This window comes from Paracoccus sp. P2 (genome assembly GCF_046335115.1).
In the GTDB taxonomy this organism is placed as follows: Bacteria; Pseudomonadota; Alphaproteobacteria; order Rhodobacterales; family Rhodobacteraceae; genus Paracoccus; species Paracoccus pantotrophus.
Map to the genome: position 1 here is coordinate 1 of NZ_JBGOSN010000012.1, position 22,207 is coordinate 22,207.

At 67.1% G+C, this 22,207-nt stretch carries 23 protein-coding genes and 1 pseudogene; 13 read left to right on the forward strand and 11 right to left on the reverse strand.

What is annotated here, in order from left to right; genetic code table 11:
- The 7 genes from ACDP63_RS09620 to ACDP63_RS09650 form a co-directional block, all read left to right on the forward strand.
- The coding region (locus ACDP63_RS09620) for a 4Fe-4S dicluster domain-containing protein (RefSeq protein ID WP_409928016.1) at positions 1–105 on the forward strand (105 nt) is incomplete at its 5' end.
- 9 nt (positions 106–114) lie between these two features.
- The gene (locus tag ACDP63_RS09625) at positions 115–564 is read left to right on the forward strand and encodes an acyl-CoA thioesterase (protein WP_024845904.1); all 450 of its coding nucleotides are present in this window, start codon (positions 115–117) and stop codon (positions 562–564) included.
- A 530-nt stretch (positions 565–1,094) separates the two neighbouring features.
- Positions 1,095–1,661: a TetR/AcrR family transcriptional regulator gene (locus tag ACDP63_RS09630; RefSeq protein WP_024845905.1), complete on the forward strand. Its 567-nt coding sequence runs from the start codon at positions 1,095–1,097 to the stop codon at positions 1,659–1,661.
- A 38-nt stretch (positions 1,662–1,699) separates the two neighbouring features.
- Positions 1,700–2,896, forward strand: coding sequence for an efflux RND transporter periplasmic adaptor subunit (locus ACDP63_RS09635; RefSeq protein ID WP_024845906.1), 1,197 nt, complete (start codon positions 1,700–1,702; stop codon positions 2,894–2,896).
- Positions 2,897–2,900: 4 nt separating this feature from the next.
- Complete coding sequence (locus tag ACDP63_RS09640) at positions 2,901–6,026, forward strand: efflux RND transporter permease subunit (protein WP_028710887.1); 3,126 nt, start codon at positions 2,901–2,903, stop codon at positions 6,024–6,026.
- Between the two features lie 92 nt (positions 6,027–6,118).
- On the forward strand, positions 6,119–7,480 hold the full coding sequence (locus tag ACDP63_RS09645; protein WP_024845908.1) for an efflux transporter outer membrane subunit: 1,362 nt from the start codon (positions 6,119–6,121) through the stop codon (positions 7,478–7,480).
- 129 nt (positions 7,481–7,609) lie between these two features.
- Entirely contained in the window at positions 7,610–8,593 is a 984-nt protein-coding gene (locus ACDP63_RS09650) for a LysR substrate-binding domain-containing protein (protein WP_024845909.1), read from the forward strand.
- A gap of 45 nt (positions 8,594–8,638) precedes the next feature.
- Here the strand turns inward: ACDP63_RS09650 and ACDP63_RS09655 are convergent, their stop codons facing one another.
- From ACDP63_RS09655 to ACDP63_RS09685, 7 genes and pseudogenes are all read right to left on the reverse strand, one after another.
- Entirely contained in the window at positions 8,639–9,895 is a 1,257-nt protein-coding gene (locus ACDP63_RS09655; protein ID WP_024845910.1) for a TRAP transporter large permease, read from the reverse strand.
- Between the two features lie 12 nt (positions 9,896–9,907).
- Positions 9,908–10,471 (reverse strand): TRAP transporter small permease, encoded by a 564-nt coding sequence (locus ACDP63_RS09660; protein ID WP_024845911.1) that lies wholly within the window; start codon positions 10,469–10,471, stop codon positions 9,908–9,910.
- Positions 10,468–11,436: a TRAP transporter substrate-binding protein gene (locus tag ACDP63_RS09665; protein WP_024845912.1), complete on the reverse strand. Its 969-nt coding sequence runs from the start codon at positions 11,434–11,436 to the stop codon at positions 10,468–10,470. The genes ACDP63_RS09660 and ACDP63_RS09665 overlap by 4 nt, the downstream gene beginning before the upstream one ends.
- 60 nt (positions 11,437–11,496) lie before the next feature.
- Positions 11,497–12,249: an SDR family NAD(P)-dependent oxidoreductase gene (locus tag ACDP63_RS09670; RefSeq protein ID WP_024845913.1), complete on the reverse strand. Its 753-nt coding sequence runs from the start codon at positions 12,247–12,249 to the stop codon at positions 11,497–11,499.
- A 38-nt stretch (positions 12,250–12,287) separates the two neighbouring features.
- Positions 12,288–13,322, reverse strand: coding sequence for a transketolase family protein (locus ACDP63_RS09675; protein WP_024845914.1), 1,035 nt, complete (start codon positions 13,320–13,322; stop codon positions 12,288–12,290).
- A complete protein-coding gene (locus ACDP63_RS09680) occupies positions 13,319–14,173 on the reverse strand; it encodes a transketolase (protein ID WP_024845915.1) in 855 nt (284 codons plus the stop codon). The genes ACDP63_RS09675 and ACDP63_RS09680 overlap by 4 nt, the downstream gene beginning before the upstream one ends.
- A gap of 122 nt (positions 14,174–14,295) precedes the next feature.
- Positions 14,296–14,877: pseudogene (locus tag ACDP63_RS09685) on the reverse strand (homogentisate 1,2-dioxygenase domain-containing protein); the annotation flags it as partial.
- A 124-nt stretch (positions 14,878–15,001) separates the two neighbouring features.
- Here ACDP63_RS09685 and ACDP63_RS09690 point away from each other — a divergent pair.
- Positions 15,002–15,205 carry a MarR family winged helix-turn-helix transcriptional regulator gene (locus ACDP63_RS09690; RefSeq protein ID WP_028710619.1) on the forward strand — a complete coding sequence of 68 codons (204 nt, stop codon included), beginning with the start codon at positions 15,002–15,004 and terminating at the stop codon, positions 15,203–15,205.
- A gap of 53 nt (positions 15,206–15,258) precedes the next feature.
- Here the strand turns inward: ACDP63_RS09690 and ACDP63_RS09695 are convergent, their stop codons facing one another.
- Entirely contained in the window at positions 15,259–15,471 is a 213-nt protein-coding gene (locus tag ACDP63_RS09695) for an entericidin A/B family lipoprotein (protein ID WP_024843453.1), read from the reverse strand.
- Positions 15,472–15,738: 267 nt separating this feature from the next.
- Between ACDP63_RS09695 and ACDP63_RS09700 the strand changes: the two genes are divergently transcribed.
- The gene (locus ACDP63_RS09700) at positions 15,739–16,053 is read left to right on the forward strand and encodes a TraR/DksA family transcriptional regulator (RefSeq protein WP_024843454.1); all 315 of its coding nucleotides are present in this window, start codon (positions 15,739–15,741) and stop codon (positions 16,051–16,053) included.
- A 6-nt stretch (positions 16,054–16,059) separates the two neighbouring features.
- On the opposite strand, the gene ACDP63_RS09705 is transcribed toward ACDP63_RS09700, so the two are convergent.
- A complete protein-coding gene (locus ACDP63_RS09705; protein WP_024843455.1) occupies positions 16,060–16,203 on the reverse strand; it encodes an entericidin A/B family lipoprotein in 144 nt (47 codons plus the stop codon).
- Positions 16,204–16,305: 102 nt separating this feature from the next.
- Here ACDP63_RS09705 and ACDP63_RS09710 point away from each other — a divergent pair, with 102 nt between their 5' ends.
- Complete coding sequence (locus tag ACDP63_RS09710) at positions 16,306–16,614, forward strand: hypothetical protein (RefSeq protein WP_024843456.1); 309 nt, start codon at positions 16,306–16,308, stop codon at positions 16,612–16,614.
- Between the two features lie 18 nt (positions 16,615–16,632).
- Here ACDP63_RS09710 and ACDP63_RS09715 read toward each other — a convergent pair whose 3' ends face one another.
- Positions 16,633–17,397 (reverse strand): alpha/beta fold hydrolase, encoded by a 765-nt coding sequence (locus tag ACDP63_RS09715; protein WP_024843457.1) that lies wholly within the window; start codon positions 17,395–17,397, stop codon positions 16,633–16,635.
- A 73-nt stretch (positions 17,398–17,470) separates the two neighbouring features.
- Between ACDP63_RS09715 and ACDP63_RS09720 the strand changes: the two genes are divergently transcribed.
- A complete protein-coding gene (locus tag ACDP63_RS09720) occupies positions 17,471–17,854 on the forward strand; it encodes a hypothetical protein (protein ID WP_024843458.1) in 384 nt (127 codons plus the stop codon).
- Positions 17,855–18,277: 423 nt separating this feature from the next.
- Here the strand turns inward: ACDP63_RS09720 and glyA are convergent, their stop codons facing one another.
- Complete coding sequence (gene glyA / locus ACDP63_RS09725) at positions 18,278–19,561, reverse strand: serine hydroxymethyltransferase (protein ID WP_409928008.1); 1,284 nt, start codon at positions 19,559–19,561, stop codon at positions 18,278–18,280.
- Between the two features lie 142 nt (positions 19,562–19,703).
- Between glyA and ACDP63_RS09730 the strand changes: the two genes are divergently transcribed.
- Both ACDP63_RS09730 and ACDP63_RS09735 read left to right on the forward strand, forming a co-directional pair.
- A complete protein-coding gene (locus tag ACDP63_RS09730; protein ID WP_024843460.1) occupies positions 19,704–20,453 on the forward strand; it encodes an NAD kinase in 750 nt (249 codons plus the stop codon).
- A gap of 65 nt (positions 20,454–20,518) precedes the next feature.
- Entirely contained in the window at positions 20,519–22,114 is a 1,596-nt protein-coding gene (locus ACDP63_RS09735; protein WP_024843461.1) for a peptide chain release factor 3, read from the forward strand.
- The last annotated feature ends 93 nt before the right edge of the window (positions 22,115–22,207 follow it).

Genomic DNA, 22,207 nt, shown 5'->3' on the forward strand with positions numbered 1-22,207 from the left:
CAGAACTGCGTCCATTGCAAGACCTGCGACATCAAGGATCCCTCCCAGAACATCAACTGGACAACCCCACAGGGCGGAGACGGGCCGAACTACCCGAATATGTAGGACAAAAGCATGGCAGCGAATTTCATCTGGTCCCGCCGCGTTGGTTTCGGCGACTGCGACCCTGCGCGCATTGCCTATACCGGCAAGATCGCCGACTTCGCGCTCGAAGCGCTGGAGGCATTCTGGGACGATCTCCTGGATGGCGAAAGCTGGTACGAAATGAATGTCGATCACGGCTACGGGATGCCTTTCGTCAAGATGGATTACGCCTTTTCGCGCCCAATCACGCCGCGCGCGCCCTTGCTGTGCCATGTCGCGCCGACGCGGATCGGGACCACATCCGTCGCTATGCATGTGCGGGGCATCCAGCAGGAACTCCCGTGTTTCGAGGCCAGTTTCATTTCGGTCTTCGTGGCCCTGGAGAAACTGGTCAAGATTGAGATCCCTGTGCATATCCGTGCTGCCCTGAACCGGCGCTATCCCGAACTGGAGAGAATGAGCCCATGTCACAGGACATGACACCCCTGATCCGGGGCCGCGGTTCAGCCCCGGATCTTGCCGGTTTCAGAACGCCAGTCTGCAGGCCCTGCGGATGGCGATCTGGACCGGCGATGGCGGCAAGGCCGAGGCGAACTCGGTCCTTGGCAGCCAGAGAGGGTTGAGCCGGGACGCGGGGTTTTGTCCTCCGGTGCGGTTGCGCGGCATGAACCAGGAACGGATGGCATAAACAGACCGTGCCCGCCGCGGCTGTCGCAAGCGGCTCGGGTGAGTCTCGGCCAAGGCACAGACATGTGCCGACAGGGGCCGCGGCGTCGCGTCTGGCGCACCATGAGGCTGCAACGCGCGGGCGATGGCGGCGTGGGCGTCCTTCCTGATCCGGGGGCGCCTGGGGTTCTGCCATGACAAGCCTTGCACAGCGGGCAGGCAGGTCGGACGACCTGGAGTTGATCCGGTAAGGCTCCCGGCCATGGTGTTTCTGCCGGGAAGCGGTTGACAGAAGATGGCCTGAATTATAAACGAACGACCGTATTGAAATTCTGGCGGCGAATATGGGACGCAAGCGCACGATCGACCGCGACGAGTTGATGGGCGCCATCGAACGGGTGGCGCGGCGTTCGGGCATTACCGGGCTCAGCATCGACGCCGTGGCCAAGGAGGCCGGGATCAGCAAGTCCAGCGTGGTCTATGATTGCGAAAGCAAGGCCGGGCTGCTGGCTGCCTTCATCCGCCACAAGATGGCCCAGCATCAGGCGCGCTTCGTCGAGATCCGCGCCCGGCGCGAGGGCGAGCCGAACGCCCGGCTGCGCGCGCTGATCGACGAATACCGCCGCGTGCCGACCGACGAGGAGCTGGACATGGCGCTGCTCATCAGCGCCAGCATGGGCGAACATGCCGAATGCCGCGAGATCATGCGCGAAAAGCTGGCCGGCGATGCCGAGACGGTGGCGGCCCAGGCGGCCGACCGGCGGCGGATGCTGATGGCGCTGCTGACGCTGCACGGCATGGCCTTCCTGGAATATTTCGGCTTCCACCGCTTCGACCAGGAGACCCGCGATGAGATCCTTGATGAATTGATGGCGGTCGCGGAAAGCGACCCCGGCGCAGCCGGAGACTGACCCCTCCCCGAACCATTCAGCCTTCCCAGGAAAGAACCATGACCATGAGACTGTCCCCCGGCCTCTGCGCCGGGCTTGTGCTTTGCTGCCTGACGGCGGCCGCCCCGGCGGCCGCGCAGCAATTGCCGCCGCCCCAGGTCAGCGTGCAGCTGATGACGCCCGAGGCGCTGCCGGTGGTGAACGAACTGCCCGGCCGCGTGGCTGCAACCCGCACCGCCGAGGTGCGGCCCCGCGTCGGCGGCATCGTCGTCGAGCGCGTCTTTGAGCAGGGCGGCAAGGTCGAAGCCGGCGACGTGCTCTATCGCATCGACCCCGCCCCCTATGATGTGCGCGTCGCCAGCGCCGAGGGCGCGCTGGCCCGGGCCGAGGCCACGGCGCTGAACGCCGCCGACCAGGAAAAGCGCGCCCGTGCCCTGCGCGAGCGCAAGGTGACGGCGGGGGTCGATCTGGACAATGCCGCCACCGCGCTGGCCCAGGCCCAGGCGGATGTCGCCATCGCCCGCGCGGCGCTGCAGGAGGCGCAGCTGAACCGTTCCTATACCGAGGTCACGGCGCCCATCGCCGGCGTGGTCGGCCGCGCCCTTGTGACCGAGGGCGCGCTGGTCAATGCCCAGACCGACATCATGGCGACCATCCAGCAGCTCGACCCGGTCTATGTGGATTTCACCCAGTCCTCCTCGGAACTGTTCGGGCTGCGCCGGGCGCTGGCGGCGGGACAACTGGCCATGATCTCGGCCGACGAGGCGGCGGTGCGGCTGATCTTCGACGACGGCAGCGAATATGCCCATCCCGGCAAGCTGCTGTTTTCCGAGGCGAGCGTCGACAGCTCGACCGGGCAGATCACCCTGCGCGCCGAGTTCCCGAACCCCGAGGGCGAGTTGCTGCCCGGCCTCTATGTCCGGGTGCGGATCGAGCAGGCCATGCGCGACAACGCCCTGACCGTGCCGCAGATGGCGGTGCAGCGCGACCAGTCGGGCCAGGCCTATGTCTATGCGCTGAAGGATGACGAGACGGTCGAGCGCCGCGACGTGACCCTGGGCCAGACCGCCGGCAACCGCTGGCTGGTGGAAAGCGGGCTGGAGCCGGGCGACCGGGTCGTGGTGGCGGGGGCGCAGAAGCTTTACCCCGATGCCAAGGTGGTGCCGCAGCCCGTGGACGCGGCCGCCCAGCCGGCGGTGCCGGCCGGCGCAGCCGCGGCGGCCGAAGCGCCCGCATCGGCCCCGATACAGGAGTAGGGCGATGGCACGGTTCTTCATTCACCGGCCGGTGCTGGCCTGGGTGATCTCGATCTTCATCGTCATTGCCGGGGCGCTGGCGCTGCCGATGATGCCCATCGCGCAATATCCGCAGGTGGCCTGGCCGCAGATCACCATCTCGACCGCCTATACCGGCGCTGCACCGGGCGAGATCAACCGCGCCGTTGCCCAGCCCATCGAGGACGAGCTGAACGGCGTCGAGGGCCTGGCCTATTACGAATCGGTCTCGGATTCCTCGGGGGCCATGTCGATCACCGCCACCTTCGAGCCGGGCACCGACATCGCCCGCGCCCAGGTCGACGTGCAGAACGCCGTGGCCCGCGTCGAGCCGCTTTTGCCGCAAAGCGTGGTCGATCAGGGCGTGCTGATCGAAGAGGCGGGCACCGGGTTCCTGATGATGGTGGCGCTGACCTCGGATGACGGCACGATGGACGACATCGCGCTGGGCGACTACCTGAACCGCAACGTGGTGGGCGAGATCCGCCGCATCGAGGGCGTGGGCCGGGCGCAGGTCTTTGCCCCGGAACGGGCGCTGCGCATCTGGGTCGATCCGGCCAAGATGACCGGGCTGAACCTCAGCTCGGCCGAGATCGTCGCGGCGGTGCGGGCGCAGAACGCGCAGGTGGCGGCCGGCAAGGTCGGCGCCGACCCCAATCCCATCGGCCAGCAGCTGACCGCGACCGTGCTGATCAAGGGGCAGCTGGACGACGTGGACGAGTTCGGCAAGATCGTGCTGCGCGCCAATCCCGACGGCTCGACCGTGCTCTTGCGCGACGTGGCCCGGCTGGAGGTGGGCGCGGAAACCTACAGCTTCGCCTCGCGCATCGACGGCAAGCCGGCGGCGGCGCTGGGGATCCAGCTTTCGGCCACCGGCAACGCGCTGAACACGTCGGAAGCGGTGCACCAGAAGATGGAGGAGCTGTCGCGGTTCTTCCCCGACGGCGTCAGCTATACCATCCCCTATGACACCACCCCCTTCGTCGAGGCATCCATCGAGAAGGTGCTGCACACGCTGGTCGAGGCGATGGCGCTGGTCTTCGTGGTGATGTTCCTGTTCCTGCAGAATTTCCGCTATACCATCATCCCGACCATCGTCGTGCCCATCGCGCTGATGGGGACGGTGGCGGTCATGCTGGCGGCGGGATTTTCCATCAACGTGCTGACCATGTTCGCCATGGTGCTAGCCATCGGCATCCTGGTCGATGACGCCATCGTGGTGATCGAGAACGTCGAGCGCATCATGGCGACCGAAGGGCTGCCGCCGCGCGAGGCGACGGAAAAGGCCATGGGCCAGATCTCGGGCGCCATCATCGGCATCACGCTGGTCCTGGCGGCGGTCTTCGTGCCGATGGCGTTCTTTCCCGGCTCGTCGGGCATCATCTATCGGCAATTCGCGCTGACCATGGTGGTGTCGATCCTGTTCTCGGCCTTCCTGGCGCTGACGCTGACCCCGGCGCTTTGCGCGAGTTTCCTGAAGCCGATCAGCGGCCATCACGAAAGGAAGGGCTTCTTCGGCTGGTTCAACCGCAATTTCGACCGGCTGACCGAGCGTTATACCCGCGCGGTCGGGCTGGTCACGCGGCGGCGGCTGGTGATGATGGCTTTCTATTTGCTGCTGGTCGGGGCGACGGCCATGGGCTTCCTGCGCCTGCCGACCAGTTTCCTGCCGAACGAGGACCAGGGCTTCATCATCGCCGACATCCAGACGCCCGCCACGGCCAGTTCCAACCGCACCGACGAGGTGCTGGCCACCGCGACGCAGATGTTCCAGGGCAACGAGGCGGTCGAGAATACCGTCGCGATCCGCGGCTTCAGCTTTTCGGGGCAGGGGCCCAATGCCGGGCTGATGTTCGTCACCTTCAAGGACTGGGCCGAGCGCGAGCAATCGGCGCAGGATATCGCCAATGCCGCGAACATGCAGATGTTCGGCTACCAGGACGCGCAGGCCTTCGCGCTGTCGCCGCCGCCGATCCCCGGCTTCGGCGCCACCGGCGGCTTCAGCTTCCGCCTGCAGGACCGCGGCGGGCAGGGGCACGAGGCGCTGCTGGCCGCCGCCCAGCAGATCATCGCCAAGGCGCAGGAAAACGGCATCGCCACCGGGCTGCGCATCGAGGGGTTGCCCTCGGCCGCGCAGGTCTTCGTCACCATCGACCGCGAAAAGGCCAATGCCTTCGGCGTGACCTTCGCCGACATCTCGGCGACGATCTCGCAATACCTGGGCTCGGCCTATATCAACGACTTCCCCAATGCCGGGAAGATGCAGCGCGTGGTCATGCAGGCCGAGGACGACTCGCGCATGCAGGCCGAAGACATCCTGAAGCTGACCGTGCGCAACGCGGGTGGCGGCATGGTGCCGTTTTCCTCCTTTGCCAGCGTGACATGGGAGCAGGGGCCATCGCAGGTCGTGGGCTATAACGGCTATCCCGCGATCCGCATCGCCGGCGCGGCCGGGCCGGGCTACAGTTCCGGCGCCGCCATGGCCGAGATGGAGCGGCTGGCGGCGGAACTGCCGCAGGGCTTCGGCTATGAATGGACCGGGCAGTCGCTGGAGGAGATCCAGGCCGGGTCGCAGGCGACGCTGCTTTACGCGATGAGCATCCTCTTCGTCTTCCTGCTGCTTTCGGGGCTTTACGAAAGCTGGTCGATCCCGCTGTCCGTGATGCTGGTGGTGCCGCTGGGCGTGCTGGGCTGCGTCGTCGCGGTCATGCTGCGCGACATGCCCAACGACATCTATTTCAAGGTCGGCCTGATCGCGATCATCGGGCTATCGGCCAAGAACGCCATCCTGATCGTGGAATTTGCCAAGGATCTGCGCCAGCAGGGGCAAAGCCTGATCGACGCGGCGGTGACGGCGGCCAAGCTGCGCTTTCGGCCGATCCTGATGACCTCGCTTGCCTTCACGCTGGGCGTGGTGCCCTTGGCCATCGCCACCGGCCCCTCGGCGGCCAGCCAGAACGCCATCGGCACCGGGGTCATCGGCGGCATGGTCGCGGCCACGGTGCTGGCGGTGTTCTTCGTGCCGGTGTTCTTCGTCTTCGTGCTGGGCCTGTTCAGCCGGGCGACCGGCGGCCGCAAGCCCGCGCCGATCCGCGGCGATACGGCCGCTTGAGTCGCGTCGCAGCCCATGGCAGGGGCGGTGGATAACCGTCCCTGCCGTTCCTTTCGCGCCCGGAATCCGGGCCACCCAACAGAGAGTTTCGGATGACCCAGACCTTGCCTTTCTCCCGCCGCGGCCTCTTGGGCGGGCTCGTCTCCAGCCTTGCGCTGGCCGCCTGCAACCCGGTCCGCTATGCCGCGCCCCGTGCCGAACTGGCGGCCGAGTTCGCCGCCAATTCCCCGGCCCGTCGTGCCGCGGCGAATGCCTGGTGGGCGGCCTTCCGCGACAAGCGGCTGGACGCGCTGATCGCCGCCGGGCTCAAGCGCAACCTGGACGTGCAGACCGCCGTCGCCACCATCCGCGAGGCCCAGGCCAATGCCCGGCTGGTCGGGGCCAGCGACCTGCCGCAGGTCGATGCGCAGGGCTCGGCCGCGCGCAGCCGCGATGAGCGTGGCGTCTTCGAAAGCGACTCGGCCACGCTGGGCGTGTCCTGGCTGGTCGACCTGTTCGGCTCGACCCGCGCGGCGCGGCAGGGCGCCTCGGCCCGGCTGGACGCGGCCTATCTTTCGGCCGAGGTGGCGCGGCTGACCGTGGCCAGCGCCATCGCCTCGGCCTATGTCGATGCGCGCTATTACCAGGAGGCGCTGGCGCTGACCCGGCAAAGCCTGGAAAGCCGGCGCCGCACGCTGGAGATGACCCGCACCCAGGACGCCTTCGGCAGCGTCTCGCGGCTGGAGGTGTTGCAGGCCGAGCAATTGGTGGCGCAGGCCGAGGCGGCGCTGCCCGGCCTGGAGGTCGGTTTCGACCAGTCGGTGAACCGGCTGGCCACGCTGACCGCCGGGCGCAGCGCCGATCTGGCGGCCGAGCTGCGCCGGGGCGGCGGCCAGCCGCGCGCCCGCTACAGCGCCAGCGTCGGCGTGCCGGCCGATGTGGTGCGCGTGCGCCCCGACGTGCGCATGGCCGAGCGCAACCTGGCCGCCGCCGCCGCCGATGTCGGCGAGGCACGGGCGGCCTTCTATCCGCGGCTGACGCTGTCGGGTTCGATCACGCCGACCAATGGCAAAAGCTGGAGCTTCGGGCCGCAGATCTCGCTGCCGCTGTTCTCGGGCGGGGCGAACCAGGCCCGGCTTTCGGCCGCCGAGGCACGGGCCGAGCAGGCGCGGCTGGCCTGGCAGGCCGCGGTGCTGGGCGCGGTCGAGGAGGTCGAGAACGCCCTGGCCGGCTATAACCGCGACGCGCGCGCCGTCGCCGCGCAATCGCGGCTGGTCGAGAACGCGCGCGAGACGGTGAACCTGACCCGCAGCTCCTATGAGCTGGGCGAGGCGGATTTCTTCCCGGTGCTGGATGCCGAGCGCAGCCTGCTGTCGGCCCGCCAGGAACTGGCGGCCGCCATCCGCCAGCAGGCGCTGAATTTCGTGGCGCTGAGCGCGGCCGCGGCCGGCGGGGTCGGCCTGCCGGCGGCCTGAGGCCATGCGTCCCGTTGGCCAGGCCAGGATCGGTCGCGGCGCCCGCGGCAAGCGGGTGCCGATGCCGTTCTGCCGCGGCGGACGGAAGCTTGCTTACGCAATTGCTTAAGATGCCCTAACATTCAGGGCATGGTGCGCGAACTCAACCTGTCCTCGATGGTCCATTTCGAAGCGGTCGCCCGGCTGGGCGGGGTCATGCGCGCGGCCGAGGAGTTGCAGATATCGGCCTCGGCGGTCAGCCAGCAGATCAAGCTGCTGGAGCAGAACCTGGGCGTGAAGCTGTTTCACCGCGAAAGGCGCCATCTGCGGCTGACCATCGACGGCGAGCGCCTGTTCCAGACCGCCACGCAGGCCTTCCAGTCCATCCGCGAGGTGCGGGCCGCCATCGTCCGGCAGCGGGAAACCCACAATCTTTCGATCCGGGTCAGCCCGTCCTTCGGCGTGCGCTGGCTGGCGCCCCGGCTTGCCGATTTCTGCAAGCGGCACCCGGAATGGGATGTCCGCGTCGATGCGACGCCCAATTTCACCGAATTCGACACCGAGGTCGTCGATATGGACCTGCGCTATGGCGAGGGCGACTGGGAAGGGCTGCATACCGCCTGCATCGTGCATGATTTCGTCTTTCCCATGTGCGCGCCCGCCTATCTGGAGGAATTGCGCCAACGCTCGGACGACCCGCGCGAACAATTGCGCCATGCAAGGCTGATCGACAGCGTCAAGGCCTATTACCGCTGGGATTACTGGCTGCCGCGCCACGGCGTTCAGGGCGCCTCGATGTCCTATCCCTGCCGCTTCGACCGTTCCAGCATGTCGGTGCAGATGGCCATGGACGGCGGCGGGGTGATCCTCGACAGCATGACCCTGGCCTTCGAGGAATTGCGGCGCGGCGATCTGGTGCCGTTCTCGACCGCGTTCGAGGTGATCGAGTTTCCGGGATACTGGATCGTCTGTCCGCATCGCCATGTGGGGCGCCGGGCGGTGCGGCTGTTCTCGGACTGGGTCAAGGACAGGGGCCGCCAGCATATGCGCGAGGCGCGGGCCTGGCTGGAGGAACGCGGGCACCGGACCCGCTTCGAGCGCCGGGCGGCCTTCGTCACGTCCGAGGAGCGATGAGGGAATGCCGGGCGATGACGCCCGGCATTCCCGGTTTCCGGCCGCTCAGTAGATCGTCAGGGCCGGGATGAAGGTAAAGGCCAGCAGCAGTATTAGAGCCACCAGATAGAAGGGCAGCAGCGCCCTGGTGGTCTGGCCGATTCCTGTCCGGGCGATGGCCATCGAGATGAACAGCGTCGTTCCGACCGGCGGCGTGTAAAGCCCCACCGACAGGTTGATCACCATCATCAGCCCCAGCTGCACCGGATCGAGCCCAATCGTGTTGCCGATGGTCACGAACAGCGGCGCCAGCAGCAGCACCGCGGCGGGCAGGTCCAGGAACATGCCGACGACCAGCATCACCAGGTTCAGCGCGATCAGCACCATCCACGGCTGCGTCAGATGTGTCCCGACAAAACTCGCCAGGTTCTGCGGCACCTGCTCGGCGGTCAGGATCCACTGGATCGTGCCAGAGGCCATGATGATCAGCATCACCGCGCCGGTCATCATGCCGGTATCGACCAGGGCATTCCAGATCAGCCGGGGCGTCACGTCGCGATAGAAGAAGATGCCGATCAGCAGCGCATAGGCGACGGCCATGACGCTGACCTCGGTGGGCGTGGCGATGCCGAAGCGCAGGGTGCCGATGATGAAGATCGGCATCAGAAGCGCCGGCAGGGCGAAGACGATCTGGCTTCTGAAGGCGCGGAGCCCGCCGGGCAGCGGCGCGGGGGGCAGGCCCCGACGCTTGGCGATATACCAGACCATGCCCATCATCCCGCAAGCCAGCAGCAGGCCCGGCAGGATGCCGGCGACGAACAGGTCCACGATCGAGACATTCGCCACCAGCCCGTAGAGGATTAGCGGGATCGAGGGCGGGATCAGCACCGAGATGGTCGAGGACGAGGCGTTGATCGCCGCCGCGAAAGGCGCGGGATAGCCGTCGCGCACCTGCACCGGGATCAGCGCATTGCCCATGGCCGAGGCATCGGCCACCGCCGAGCCCGAGACGCCGCCGAACATCACCGAGCCGAGGATGCTGACCTGCCCCAGCCCGCCGCGATAGCGCCCGACGATCAGCCGCGCGATATTGACCAGGTATTCGCCGAACTTGCCGTGCATCATCAGCGAGCCGGCAAGGATGAAATAGGGGATCGCCAGCATGGGAAACGCCTGCGTCGGCGCGTAAAGGCGCTGCGCGATCACCGCCAGCGGCTTGCCGTCCGCCAGCAGTGCCAGCGCGGTGCCGCCCAGCATGGCATGGGCCACCGGCACGGACAGCGCCATCAGGCCGAAGAATGCGATCACGAGAATCGGGGTCATTCCGGGCCCTCCTCAGCTCAGGCTAGAAGCGGTTTCGACATAGCGCAGCGTCCGCCCCATCAGCGCGGCGATCAGGTCGCAGGCGCAGATCACGGCGATGCCGCCGAAGCCGTAGACGAGGCTGGCATAGCCCCAAAGCTGGCTGATCCCGCCCAGGGCGCTGAGACGCTGGTATTGCGCTGCGCGGATGATCGGGAACGCGGACCAGACCACGAAGACCGAGATCAGCAGCGTCAGCACCGAAACGAGGATGAACAGCACCCTGCGGCCGCTGTCGGACAGCAGGTCCGGCAGGATGGTGATAGCGATGTTGCGGCTGTGGACGGTGGCGATCACCACCCCGCCCGCGATCATCCAGGGCAGCAGGATGGCATGGATTTCATAGGCCCAATCCAGCCCCTGGCCATAGACATAGCGCAGGACAACATTGGCCATCAGCCCCACGAAAAGCACGATCAGGGTCGCGACGCAGACCAGCCGCCCCGACATGTCCAGTGCCGCGACGATGCCGCGCAGGACGGGGGGCGCCGGGCGTCCCTCCTTTCCGGCGGTGTCGGGATGAAGCGCGCCGGTCATTTTGCGGACTCGGCGATGATCGCATCGACCAGTTCCGGGAAGCGGGCGCGATATTCGTCATAGACCCCCGCCGTCGCGTCGATGAAAGCCTGACGATCTTCGAGTTCGGTGACGATGGCGCCCTCGGCCTCCAGCTTCTGGCGGACCTCCACCTCCTGCTCTTCGGCAGTCTGCCTCTGGAACGCCGTCGCCTCGTCGGCGGAGGTCTGGACGCAATCCTGATCCTCGGGCGACAGCGACGCCCACCAGGCCATGCTGGCCAGCAGCGGCGAGGTCTCGTATTTATGGCCGGTCAGCGAGATATGCCTGGTGATCTCGTGCAGCTTGGACGAATAGATGTTCGTCAGCGGGTTCTCCTGCGCCTCGAAGACCCCCGATTGCAGCGCGGTCGGCAGTTCCGCGAAGGTCAGCGGCGCCGGGTTCGCGCCAAGCGCCTTGAAGATCGCGATGGTCATGTCGTCGGGCGGCGTGCGGATCTTGACGCCCTTGAGGTCGGCCGGCGTGGTGATCGACCGGGACAGGTGGCTGACATGGCGGATGCCGTTGTCCCAGAAGCCCAGCAGCTTCAGCCCGGCATTCTGCGCCCTTTCGTCGATCTGCGCCCTGATCTCGCCGTCGATCGCCTTCCAGGCGCTGGGCGCATCGGCGAACAGGAAGGGCAGGCCGATCACGTTCAACTCGGGCACGATCTGCGCCGTGGCGCCCTGGCTGTTGGCGGTGATCTGGATCACATTGGCCGAGGTCGAGGTCAGCGCCTCGACATCGTCGCCCATCGTCGCGGCGCCCGCCACGTTGACGGTGATGCGGCCCTGGGTGCAGGCCGACAGCTTTTCGGCGAAGAACTCGGCCGCCAGCGAGCGCGGATTGCCCGGCGGCTGCGCATGGGCCAGGATGATGGTGTCGGCGGCGGCGGCACCGGCAAAGACGGTGCTGGACAGGATTGCCCCAAGGATGGTGCAGTTCATGGTGGTTCCTCCCAATGAGCAGATGATGGGCCTGCCGCCCCCTCGCGGCAGGCCGGTCCTTCAGTGGATGAGCGAGCCGCCGTTCACGTCGACCTCGGTTCCGGTGCAATAGGACGCCAGATCCGAGGCCAGAAACAGGCAGCAGCCCGCGACATCGCGCGCTTCGCCGGCGCGGCCCATCGGGATGCCGGCAAGGATGCCGTCCATCATCTCGGGCGTCAGCTTGCCGGCGGTGATGTCGGTGGCGATGAAGCCGGGGCAGACCGCGTTCACGCGGATGTTCTGCGGCGCCAGTTCGCGCGCCATGGCCTTGGTCAGGCCCAGCACGCCGGCCTTGGCCGCCGAGTAATGCGGCCCGCCGAAGATGCCGCCGCCACGCTGCGCCGAGACCGAGGACAGGTTGACGATGCTGCCCGCCTTCCGTTCGCGCATGGCGGGAATGACCGCCTGGCTCATGTAGAGCGTGCCGCGCAGGTTCACGTCCAGAACCGCGTCGTAATTCCGAGGCTCGATTTCCATGATCTTGAGCGGCTGGGTAATGCCGGCATTGTTCACCAGCACATCGACCCGGCCCCAGCGATCGATGAGGTTTGCAATCGCCGCCTCGCAGGCGTCCTGATCGGTCACGTCGCAGGCCAGCCCGACATGGCCTTCGCCCAGATCCGCTGCAGCCGCCCTAGCCTGATCGGCGTCGAGGTCCAGAATGGCGACGGTGGCGCCATGTTCGGCAAAGAGTTGCGCCGTGGCCTTGCCCAGGCCGCGTGGCGAGGCCGCCCCGGTCACCACCGCGAATTTTCCGTCCAGCAGGCCCATGGCCTTCTCCTCCTGATTGTCTGAATTGGGGGGCCGGCTTACAGCCAGCCCTTGATGCGTTCGGTGATCTTGCCGACCGTCAGGCCGTACATCTCGTGCAGGGTCGGCAGGGCGCCGGCCTCCAGGAACTGGTCCGGCAGGCCGATCATGCGGAAGGCCGGCGTGACGCCATTGCGTAACAACGTGGCGGCGACCGCCTCGCCCAGACCGCCGACGACGGTATGGTTCTCGGCCGTGACCACCAGCCGCCCGCCCTTGCGCGCCTCGGCCAGGATCGTCTCGGTATCCAGCGGCTTGATCGTCGGCACATGCAGCACCGCCGCATCGACCCCATCGCGGGCCAGCGCCTCGGCGGCATCCAGCGCACGCATGGTCATGAACCCGGTCGAGACGATCAGCACGTCCTTGCCCTCGCGGATCACCTGCGCCTTGCCCAACTGGAACCTGTAGTCGGGCTTGTGGCGGGTCAGCACCGTGGGCACCTTGCCGCGCGGCAGCCGGCTGTAGACCGGGCCGTCATGGGCGACGATCTGCGGCACCATGCCGATGATATCGTCGGCGTCGCAGGGATCGATCACGGTCATGTTCGGCAGGCCGCGGAAGATCGCCAGATCCTCGGTCGCCTGATGGCTGGGGCCGTAGCCGGTGGTCAGGCCCGGCAGGGCGCAGACGATCTTGACCGGCAGGTTCTCCTCGGCGATGGCCATGGCGATGAAGTCATAGGCGCGACGGCTGGCAAAGACCGCATAGGTCGTCGCAAAGGGGTTGAAGCCCTCGCGCGCCAGCCCGGCGGCGGCCGACATCAGCAACTGCTCGGCCATGCCCATCTGGTAGAAGCGGTCGGGCATCGCCTGCGCGAAGATGTGCAGATCGGTATATTTGGCAAGGTCGGCGGACAGGCCGACGATCTTGTCGTCCTTCTGCGCCGCCTCGACCAGCGCATGGCCGAAGGGTGCCGCCACGGTGTCATAGCCCTCGGCGGCCAGCGAGGCGATCATCGCCGTGGTCGCCACGCGCGGCCCCTCGGGCAGCTTGCGCGGTTCGTATTTGCGCTTCATGGATGCCAGCGTCATTGCGGTTTCCCCTCTTCCAGGACGGCCAGGGCCTTGGCCCATTCATCCGCCTCGACGCGGACGAAATGCGTGATTTCGCGTTTCTCCAGGAAATCGACGCCCTTGCACATGGTGGTGTCGAAGATGATCACGCGGGGACCGGGATGGTCGGTTTCGCGTGCGGCATCGAATGCGGCGACGACGGCGTCCAGGTCGTTGCCGTCCACACGCTGCGCGTGCCAGCCGAAGGCCTGCCATTTGGCACGCTCGTCGCCCTGGGCCAGCGCGGCGGTCGATTTGCCGTCGGCCTGCTGGTCGTTGAAATCGACAAGGCAGATCAGGTTGTCCAGCCGGTGCTGGACGCCGGACATCACTGCCTCCCAGGTCGATCCCTCGCCCAGTTCGCCATCCGACATCAGGTTGTAGACGAAGGCCGAACTGTTCTTGCGCTTCAGCCCCATCGCCATGCCGACGGCGATGCCGAGGCCATGGCCCAGGGAACCGCCGGTGATCTCCATCCCCGGCGTATAGGAGGCCATGCCCGACATCGGCATGCGGGAATCGTCCATGCCGTAGGTTTCAAGCTCTTCCTCGGGCAGGATGCCGGCTTCCATCAGCACGGCGTAAAGCGCGATGGCGTAATGCCCGATCGACAGCAGGAAGCGGTCGCGGCCTTCCCATTCCGGATCCTTCGGATCGTATTTCAACGCGTGGAAATAGGATGCGGCCAGCACATCGGCCACGCCGAGCGCCTGGCCGATATAGCCCTGTCCCTGCACCTCGCCCATCAGCAGGGCCTTGCGACGAATATTCCATGCCCGCAGCGCCAACGAAACGTTGGACGCCGCAGAAGCGCGGCTGGCAACTGTCATGAGTTCCTCCCATCGGCTCGTGCCGTGGAAGAAACCTAGCAATGCGCCCTATCCCGAGTCTTGTATGGATTATTGATAGATTGTTAAGCTGTACTTAAGGTATCCCGCTTGGCTTTGGGCTTTCACTTCCCGCCCGGCGTGCCGTCGAACTTCTTCTCCAGCTTTTTCCAGACCTCGATATAGTCCTTCTGCATCGGGGCCTCGCGGGCGGCGAATTCGGTCAGGTGCTGGGGAAAGCGGGTCTCGAACATGAAGGACATGGTGTCGTCCAGCTTCTCGGGCTTCAGTTCCGCGTTGGAGGCCCCCTCGAAGGCGTCGCGATCCGGGCCGTGCGGCAGCATGCAATTGTGCAGGCTGATGCCGCCCGGCGCGAAGCCCTGCGGCTTGGCGTCATAGATGCCGTGGATATTGCCCATCAGCTCGGACATGATGTTCTTGTGATACCAGGGCGGGCGGAAGCTGTGTTCGGCCACCTGCCAGCGTTCCCGGAACAGCACGAAGCCGATATTTGCCGTCCCCTCCTGCCCCGAGGGCGCGGTCAGCACGGTGAAGATCGACGGGTCGGGATGGTCGAACAGCACCGCACCCACCGGCGCATAGGTCCGCAGGTCGTATTTGCAGGGGCAGTAATTGCCGTGCCAGGCCACCACGTCCAGCGGGCTGTGGTCGATCCAGGTCTCGTGGAACCGGCCGCACCACTTGATGACCGCATGGCGGCTGCTGGCGCATCTGGCCCATTGCGGCGCGGTCCGCGTGCGCGCATCCATGCCCGTGTGCACCTGGACAAGTCGGTACTCAGCCGCGTCGCGGCTGCAAGAGGCGGGATGGGTGCGCAAATCGGGAAACGCGGCCGACCGCCGCCCGGTCGTGCTGGAGCTGGCGCCCGAGGGCCGGGCGCTGATGGCGCGGCTCGGGCGCATCGCCCAGGCCTTCCGGGCCAAGCTGTTGGCCGGACTGGGCCGGAGGCCGGCGTCCTGGACCGGCTCCTGTCGCGGCTGGCCGGCACGGAAACCGGCACGCCCTAGCCTGTAGCGCCAAGGCCCGGAACGCCCCGCAGGGACGGCCTGGCGCGGGGCGCTTGTCGGTCAATAGGGCGCGGGTGCCGCTTCCGGCGGTGCATAGGGGGCGGGCGCGGCCCCATAGGGGGCCGGTTGCCCCATCTGCACCTGGCTGTTGGCCGCCTGTTCGCTCAGCAACTGCCCCGCGGTCTGCATGTCGCGCCCCGCGCCCTGCATCGTTTCGCAACCCGCGACTGCCATTCCGGCCAGGCAAAGGCCGACCGTGATCATCCGACGCATCCTTGTTCCTTTCTTCTTTCCTGCTCGTTGCCGGCAAAGCCTAGCTTGCTCGACAGGCCGCTCAAGCCGGAGCCGGGCCTGCCGGCGACCGATCGGCAAGGAATGTCTTGAAATCGGCGACCCCGCCGGCGGATCCCGGCCGATTTCGTCCCGTGCAGGGGATGGCCGCTTTGCCGCGGCGGTCGCGGCACCGTGACAACTTGACGCAAGTCATATCGGGCGCGGCGCGACCGGGGCAGAAGGAAGACGGCCAAGAGGGGAAAATCCATGGTTCCAGATATGCGCAAGACCATGCTGCTGATGCGCCGCAAGGCCCTTCTTGCCGATCTTGCCTGCATCGGGGATGCGCTGCGGGTTGCCCCGGCCCCCGATTCGCGCAGGGCGGGCGGCGCGCAAGAGAATATCTTGCAGGCGCTCGGCAAGGTTCAGCGCATCGAGGTGGCGCGTATCGAGGCAGCCCTGCGCCGCATGGAAAGCGGCGATTACGGGATTTGCACCGGCTGCGGAACCACCATTGCGCCGGCGCGGCTGGACCTGCTGCCTGACACGCCGGTTTGCGGGGATTGCGCCAGCGCCGCCTGAGGCGGTTCACATGCCCGCCTGGGCTTCCTGGCTTTCCCGGCTGATCGCCTGCCCGGCGCTTTGCAGGTCGCGCCCGGCGCCCTGCACCGTCTGGCAGGCGGCCAGGGCCAGCAGCGCAAGCAGGGGCGAAACGTGAATAATTTTACGCATATTCAATCTCCTGCGGGTTTTCCCTTGGGATCAACGCCTGCCCTTGGCCGCGGTTCCCCGCCCATTAAGGGTTTCTTAACCGGTGGCCGCTAGACAGGTGCCATGCGTGTGATTCTGCTTCTTGTGCTGTTCCTTTCCGCCTGTGCCTCGCCCGCGCCGCAGTTTTTCGGTGCCCAGCGGCATGACATCACGCTGGAGGGCATCCGCTTTGCCGTCTTCCACGACGCCAGCCAGGCAGAGGTGATCCGCCTGGGATATCTTGGCCGGGATGCGCGGGCGGCGGTGCCGGAGCTGATGGTGATCGCCGCCGAGCGGACGACCGGATGCCAGGCGGTTCCGAACAGCCTGCGCAGCCGCATCCCCGGCGATACCGGCGAGGCGCGGCTGTCGCTGCGCTGTCCCGGCGGCTGAGATTCGCGCGGCGGCCGGTCAGTCCAGGAATACCGCCACCGCCTCGGCGACCTCGGCCGGGCGGTCCGCATGCAGCCAATGCCCCGCGCCGGGAATGAGGCGGATCTCGGCCTGGGGGAAATATTCGCGGATCGCCTCGAGCTGCGGCGCGCGGCAGTAATCCGAATCTTCGCCCGCCAGGAACAGCGCGGGACCGGTGAAACCGCCCCTGGGCGCCACCGGCCAGCCGACCAGTTGGGGCATCTGGTCCCGCAGCGCCGGCAGGTTGAACTTCCAGCGCGGCGGATCGGCCTTCAAGTCCAGCGATTGCAGCAGAAATGCCCGCACGCCCGGATCGGCGACATGCCGGGCCAACCGCGCATCGGCCTCGGAGCGCAGGCGAAGCCCGGCAAGGTCCACCGCCTCCATGGCGTCGATCAGGCCGCTCTGGCTGTGGCCATAGGCGAAGGGGGCGATGTCCATGACGACAAGGCGGCGCACCAGGTCGGGCTGCGTCAGCGCCAGCATCATCGCGGCCTTGCCGCCCATCGAATGCCCCAGCACATCCGCCCGCCCGCCCTGCGCCGCGATCACCTGGGCCAGGTCGCCGGCCAGCGCGGCATAGCCATGGTCGGGGTCGTGGAAACTGTCGCCATGGTTGCGCATGTCGACCGAGATCACCCGCCGGCTTTCGCCCAGGCGTCGCGCAAGACCGCCGAGATTGCGCCCCGATCCGAACAGCCCATGCGCCAGCAGCACCGGCGGCCGATCCGAATCCATTCCAGTCATGGTCATGTTCAGCATCATGCGCGCACCCTAGCGGCACTGGCGAAGCGGCGCCAGAGGCGCTAGCCTTGGCGAAAACGGGATGGGGGCGATGGGCATCGAAAGCATCCGGCCGATGGCGGACGAGGTGGCCAGCCTGATGGCGGCGCGGTTCGGCGGTCTCAGGCGCGGCCAGCAGGCCGATCTGGAAAGCATGCTGCGCAAGCGCGGCGCCGCGCTGCCGCGGCGGCTGCGGCGCGAGGCGCGCATCCTGGCCGAGGCCGATCGCAAGGCCGGCCAGCCCAAGCTGGCGCGCCAGGTGGATTTCGCGCGGCTGGAGCATGCGCATAAGGCGCTGACGGCCTATCTGCGGCCGCTGGGCCAGGGGATGCGGCTGCGGGGCGGGGCGGCCAGCATCGCGGCAAGCGTGCTGTTCGGCCTGTTGCTGCTGGGTGCCGTCGCCATTTGGATCATGATGCGGCGCGGGCTGATCTGAAGGCCGCCACAGGGATGCGCCGTGCGGGAGCCAGCTGTTGCCGGCATTCCGGAAAAGCGCGGCTGCCGGCTCCGTCGTGATATGGGCCCGGCATCGCAGCAGCCTCCATACCCGCGCCGGGCCGACGGGTTGCTTGGCGGCTGGAGCGGCGCAGCGGTCAAGCGCGCCGGAAGCGACCCCAGGCAGGGAATGCGGCCATCATGGAGCCGCACCAGCGACGGCCGGGGGCGCCGGAATATCCAGCGCCGGAATATCGGCGCCGCGGGTCATGCGATGCGGCCTTGCTCCGACCTGCACCTGTTCCCCGCGACAAGCCCGGAGCAGAGCCGCAACGGCTGGTCCCGTGCGCATCAAGACCCCGCCCGCAATGTCGGGCAGGGCGCTGGGCGGGGCGGGTCCGGGTGAACCCGCCCCGCGCCGGGATCACATGCCGTTATAAAGCGGGAAACGGGCGCAAAGCGCCTCGACCTCGGCCTTGACGCGGGCCTCCACCTCGGCATTGCCTTCCTCGCCATTGGCGGCCAGGCCGTCGACGACCTCGACGATCCAGCGGGCGATCTGGCGGAACTCCTTTTCCTTGAAGCCGCGGGTGGTGCCGGCGGGTGCGCCGAGCCGGATGCCCGAGGTCACGAAGGGCTTTTCCGGGTCAAAGGGCACGCCGTTCTTGTTGCAGGTGATATGGGCGCGACCCAGCGCCGCCTCGGTCGCCTTGCCGGTCACGCCTTTCGGGCGCAGGTCGGCCAGGCACAGGTGGTTGTCGGTGCCGCCCGAGACGATGTCGATGCCGCCCTTCATCAGCTCGTCCGCCATGGCGCGGGCATTGGCGACGACCTGCGCGGCATAGTCCTTGAACTCGGGGCGCAGCGCCTCGCCGAAGGCCACGGCCTTGGCGGCGATGACATGCATCAGCGGGCCGCCCTGAAGGCCGGGGAACACCGCCGAGTTGATCTTCTTGGCGATCTCGGCGTCGTTGGTCAGCACCATGCCGCCGCGCGGGCCGCGCAGCGATTTATGCGTGGTGGTGGTCACGACATGGGCATGCGGCAGCGGCGAGGGATGCTGGCCGCCGGCCACCAGGCCCGCGATATGGGCCATGTCGACCATCAGCCAGGCCCCGACCTCGTCGGCGATCTTGCGGAACTCGGCCCAGTCCCAGACGCGCGAATAGGCGGTGCCGCCGGCCAGGATCAGCTTGGGCTTGTGTTCATGCGCCGACTTGCGGATCTCGTCCATGTCCAGCAGCTGGTCCTGCTGGCGCACGCCGTAGCTGACGACGTTGAACCACTTGCCCGACATGTTGACCGGCGAGCCATGCGTCAGGTGCCCGCCCGAATTGAGGTCCAGCCCCATGAAGGTGTCGCCCGGCTGCAACAGCGCCAGGAACACCGCCTGGTTCATCTGGCTGCCCGAGTTCGGCTGGACGTTGGCATAGGCGCAATCGAACAGTTCCTTGGCGCGTTCGATCGCCAGGGTCTCGACGATGTCGACATATTGGCAGCCGCCGTAATAGCGCTTGCCCGGATAGCCCTCGGCATATTTGTTGGTCAGCACCGAGCCCTGCGCTTCCAGCACGGCCTTGGAGACGATGTTTTCCGAGGCGATGAGCTCGATCTCGTCGCGCTGGCGGCCGAGTTCCTTGCGGATGGCGCCGAAGATGTCGGGGTCGCGGCTGTCCAGCGTCTCGGTGAAGAATCCGGTATCGGTCATCTGGTCCTCATGCAAAAAGCGGCTTGCCGGCCTTCTAGCGCCTTTCGCCGCGCCCCGCTAGGACGGATGCGACGCCTTGATGGTAGATATCCCATGCGTCGCCGGGACTTGCTTCCGCCCGGCGGCTGGCCATGATGGCCGCATGAAGATGCATTTCATCGCCTCCAGTACCGAAACCGCCGTGACCGCGGCCGAGACGCTGTCGGCGCGCTACGGCCATGTGCCGATCCGCGAGGCCGAGGTGATCGTGGCGCTGGGCGGCGACGGGCTGATGCTGTCGGTCATGCACCAGAACCGCGGCCTGCCGGTCTATGGCATGAACCGGGGCACGGTGGGCTTTCTGATGAATGCCTATTGCGAGGACGATCTGCCCGGCCGCATCCGCGCCGCCGAGGAAACCGTGGTCAACCCCTTAGCCATGACCGCCGGCACCACCGACGGGCACGAGCATTGCGCGCTGGCGATCAACGAGGTCAGCATGCTGCGCGCCGGCCCGCAGGCGGCGCGGCTGCGCATCAGCGTGAACGGCCGGGTGCGCATGGAGGAGCTGATCTGCGACGGCGCGCTGCTGTCCACGCCCGCCGGCTCGACCGCCTACAATTATTCGGCGAACGGGCCGATCCTGCCGCTCGGTTCGGACGTGCTGGCGCTGACCGCCATCGCGCCCTTCCGGCCGCGGCGCTGGCGCGGCGCCATCCTGCCCAAGTCGGCGACGGTGCGCATCGACGTGCTCGACCCCGACAAGCGCCCGGTGATGGCCGATGCCGATTCGCGCGGCGTCGACTCGGTGCTCTGGGTCGAGATCCGCTCCGAGAACACCATCCGGCACCGGCTGCTTTTCGATCCCGGCCACGGGCTCGAGGAACGGCTGATCCGTGAACAATTCGTCTGACCCCGATTCCATCCGGGCCGCGATTCCATTTGAGACTGCGCGCGCCGCGCGCTAAAGCGCGGGGCATGATGAACTGTCCCGATCTTCCGCCCGAAATCGCCCGCCGCCGCACCTTTGCGATCATCTCGCACCCGGACGCGGGCAAGACCACGCTGACCGAGAAGTTCCTGCTGTTCGGCGGCGCGATCCAGATGGCCGGCCAGGTCCGCGCCAAGGGCGAGGCGCGGCGCACCCGCTCGGACTTCATGAAGATGGAGCAGGACCGCGGCATCTCGGTTTCCGCCTCGGCCATGAGCTTCGATTTCGGGCCCTATCGCTTCAACCTGGTGGACACGCCCGGCCACAGCGATTTCTCCGAGGATACCTATCGCACGCTGACGGCGGTGGACGCCGCGATCATGGTCATCGACGGCGCCAAGGGCGTCGAAAGCCAGACCCGCAAGCTGTTCGAGGTCTGCCGGCTGCGCGACCTGCCGATCCTGACCTTCTGCAACAAGATGGACCGCGAAAGCCGCGACACCTTCGAGATCATCGACGAGATCCAGGAAAACCTGGCCATCGACGTGGCGCCGGTCAGTTGGCCCATCGGCATGGGCCGCGACTTCATCGGCGCCTATGATCTCTTGCACGACCGGCTGGAGATCATGGACCGCGCCGACCGCAACAAGGTGGCCGAGTCGATCCAGATTTCCGGCCTGGACGATCCCAAGCTGGCCGATCACGTCCCGGCCGAGCTGCTGGAGAAGCTGCGCGAAGAGCTGGAGATGGCGCGCGAACTGCTGCCCGCCTTCGACCGCAAGTCCTTTCTGGAAGGGCACATGACGCCGATCTGGTTCGGCTCGGCCATCAACAGCTTCGGCGTCAAGGAGCTGATGACCGGCATCGGCGAGTTCGGCCCGCAGCCGCAGCCGCAGAACGCCGCCGAGCGCCAGATCGCGCCCGAGGAAAAGCCGGTGACCGGCTTCGTCTTCAAGGTGCAGGCCAACATGGATCCCAAGCATCGCGACCGTGTGGCCTTCGTCCGCCTGGCCTCGGGGCATTTCGAGCGGGGGATGAAGCTTCTGCACGTGCGCTCGAAAAAGCCGATGGCGGTATCGAACCCGGTGCTGTTCCTGGCCGCCGATCGCGAACTGGCCGAGGAGGCCTGGGCCGGCGACATCATCGGCATTCCGAACCACGGCCAGTTGCGCATCGGCGATGCGCTGACCGAGGGCGAGGCGCTGCGCTTCACCGGCATCCCGAGCTTTGCGCCGGAACTGCTGCAGACCGTGCGCGCGGGCGATCCGATGAAAGCCAAGCATCTGGAAAAGGCGCTGATGCAATTCGCCGAGGAGGGCGCGGCCAAGGTGTTCAAGCCGATGATCGGCTCGGGCTTCATCGTCGGCGTGGTGGGCGCGCTGCAATTCGAGGTGCTGGCGAGCCGGATCGAGCTGGAATACGGCCTGCCGGTGCGCTTCGAATCTTCGCAATTCACCAGCGCCCGCTGGGTGTCCGGGCCCAAGGACAAGGTCGAGACCTTTGCCATTGCCAACAAGGGCCACATGGCGCAGGACCACGACGGCGACCTAGTTTACCTGACCCGCCTGCAATGGGACATCGACCGCGTCGGGCGCGACCACCCCGAATTGAAGCTGACGGCGACGAAGGAAATGATGGTGTAAGCCTTTATCGCCAAAGATTGGTGACGGTCCAGAAAGAGCCCTGGCCTTCTCGATAGGCATCTTGTCGAGTTCCGGCACTTACGTCGCAGCTTG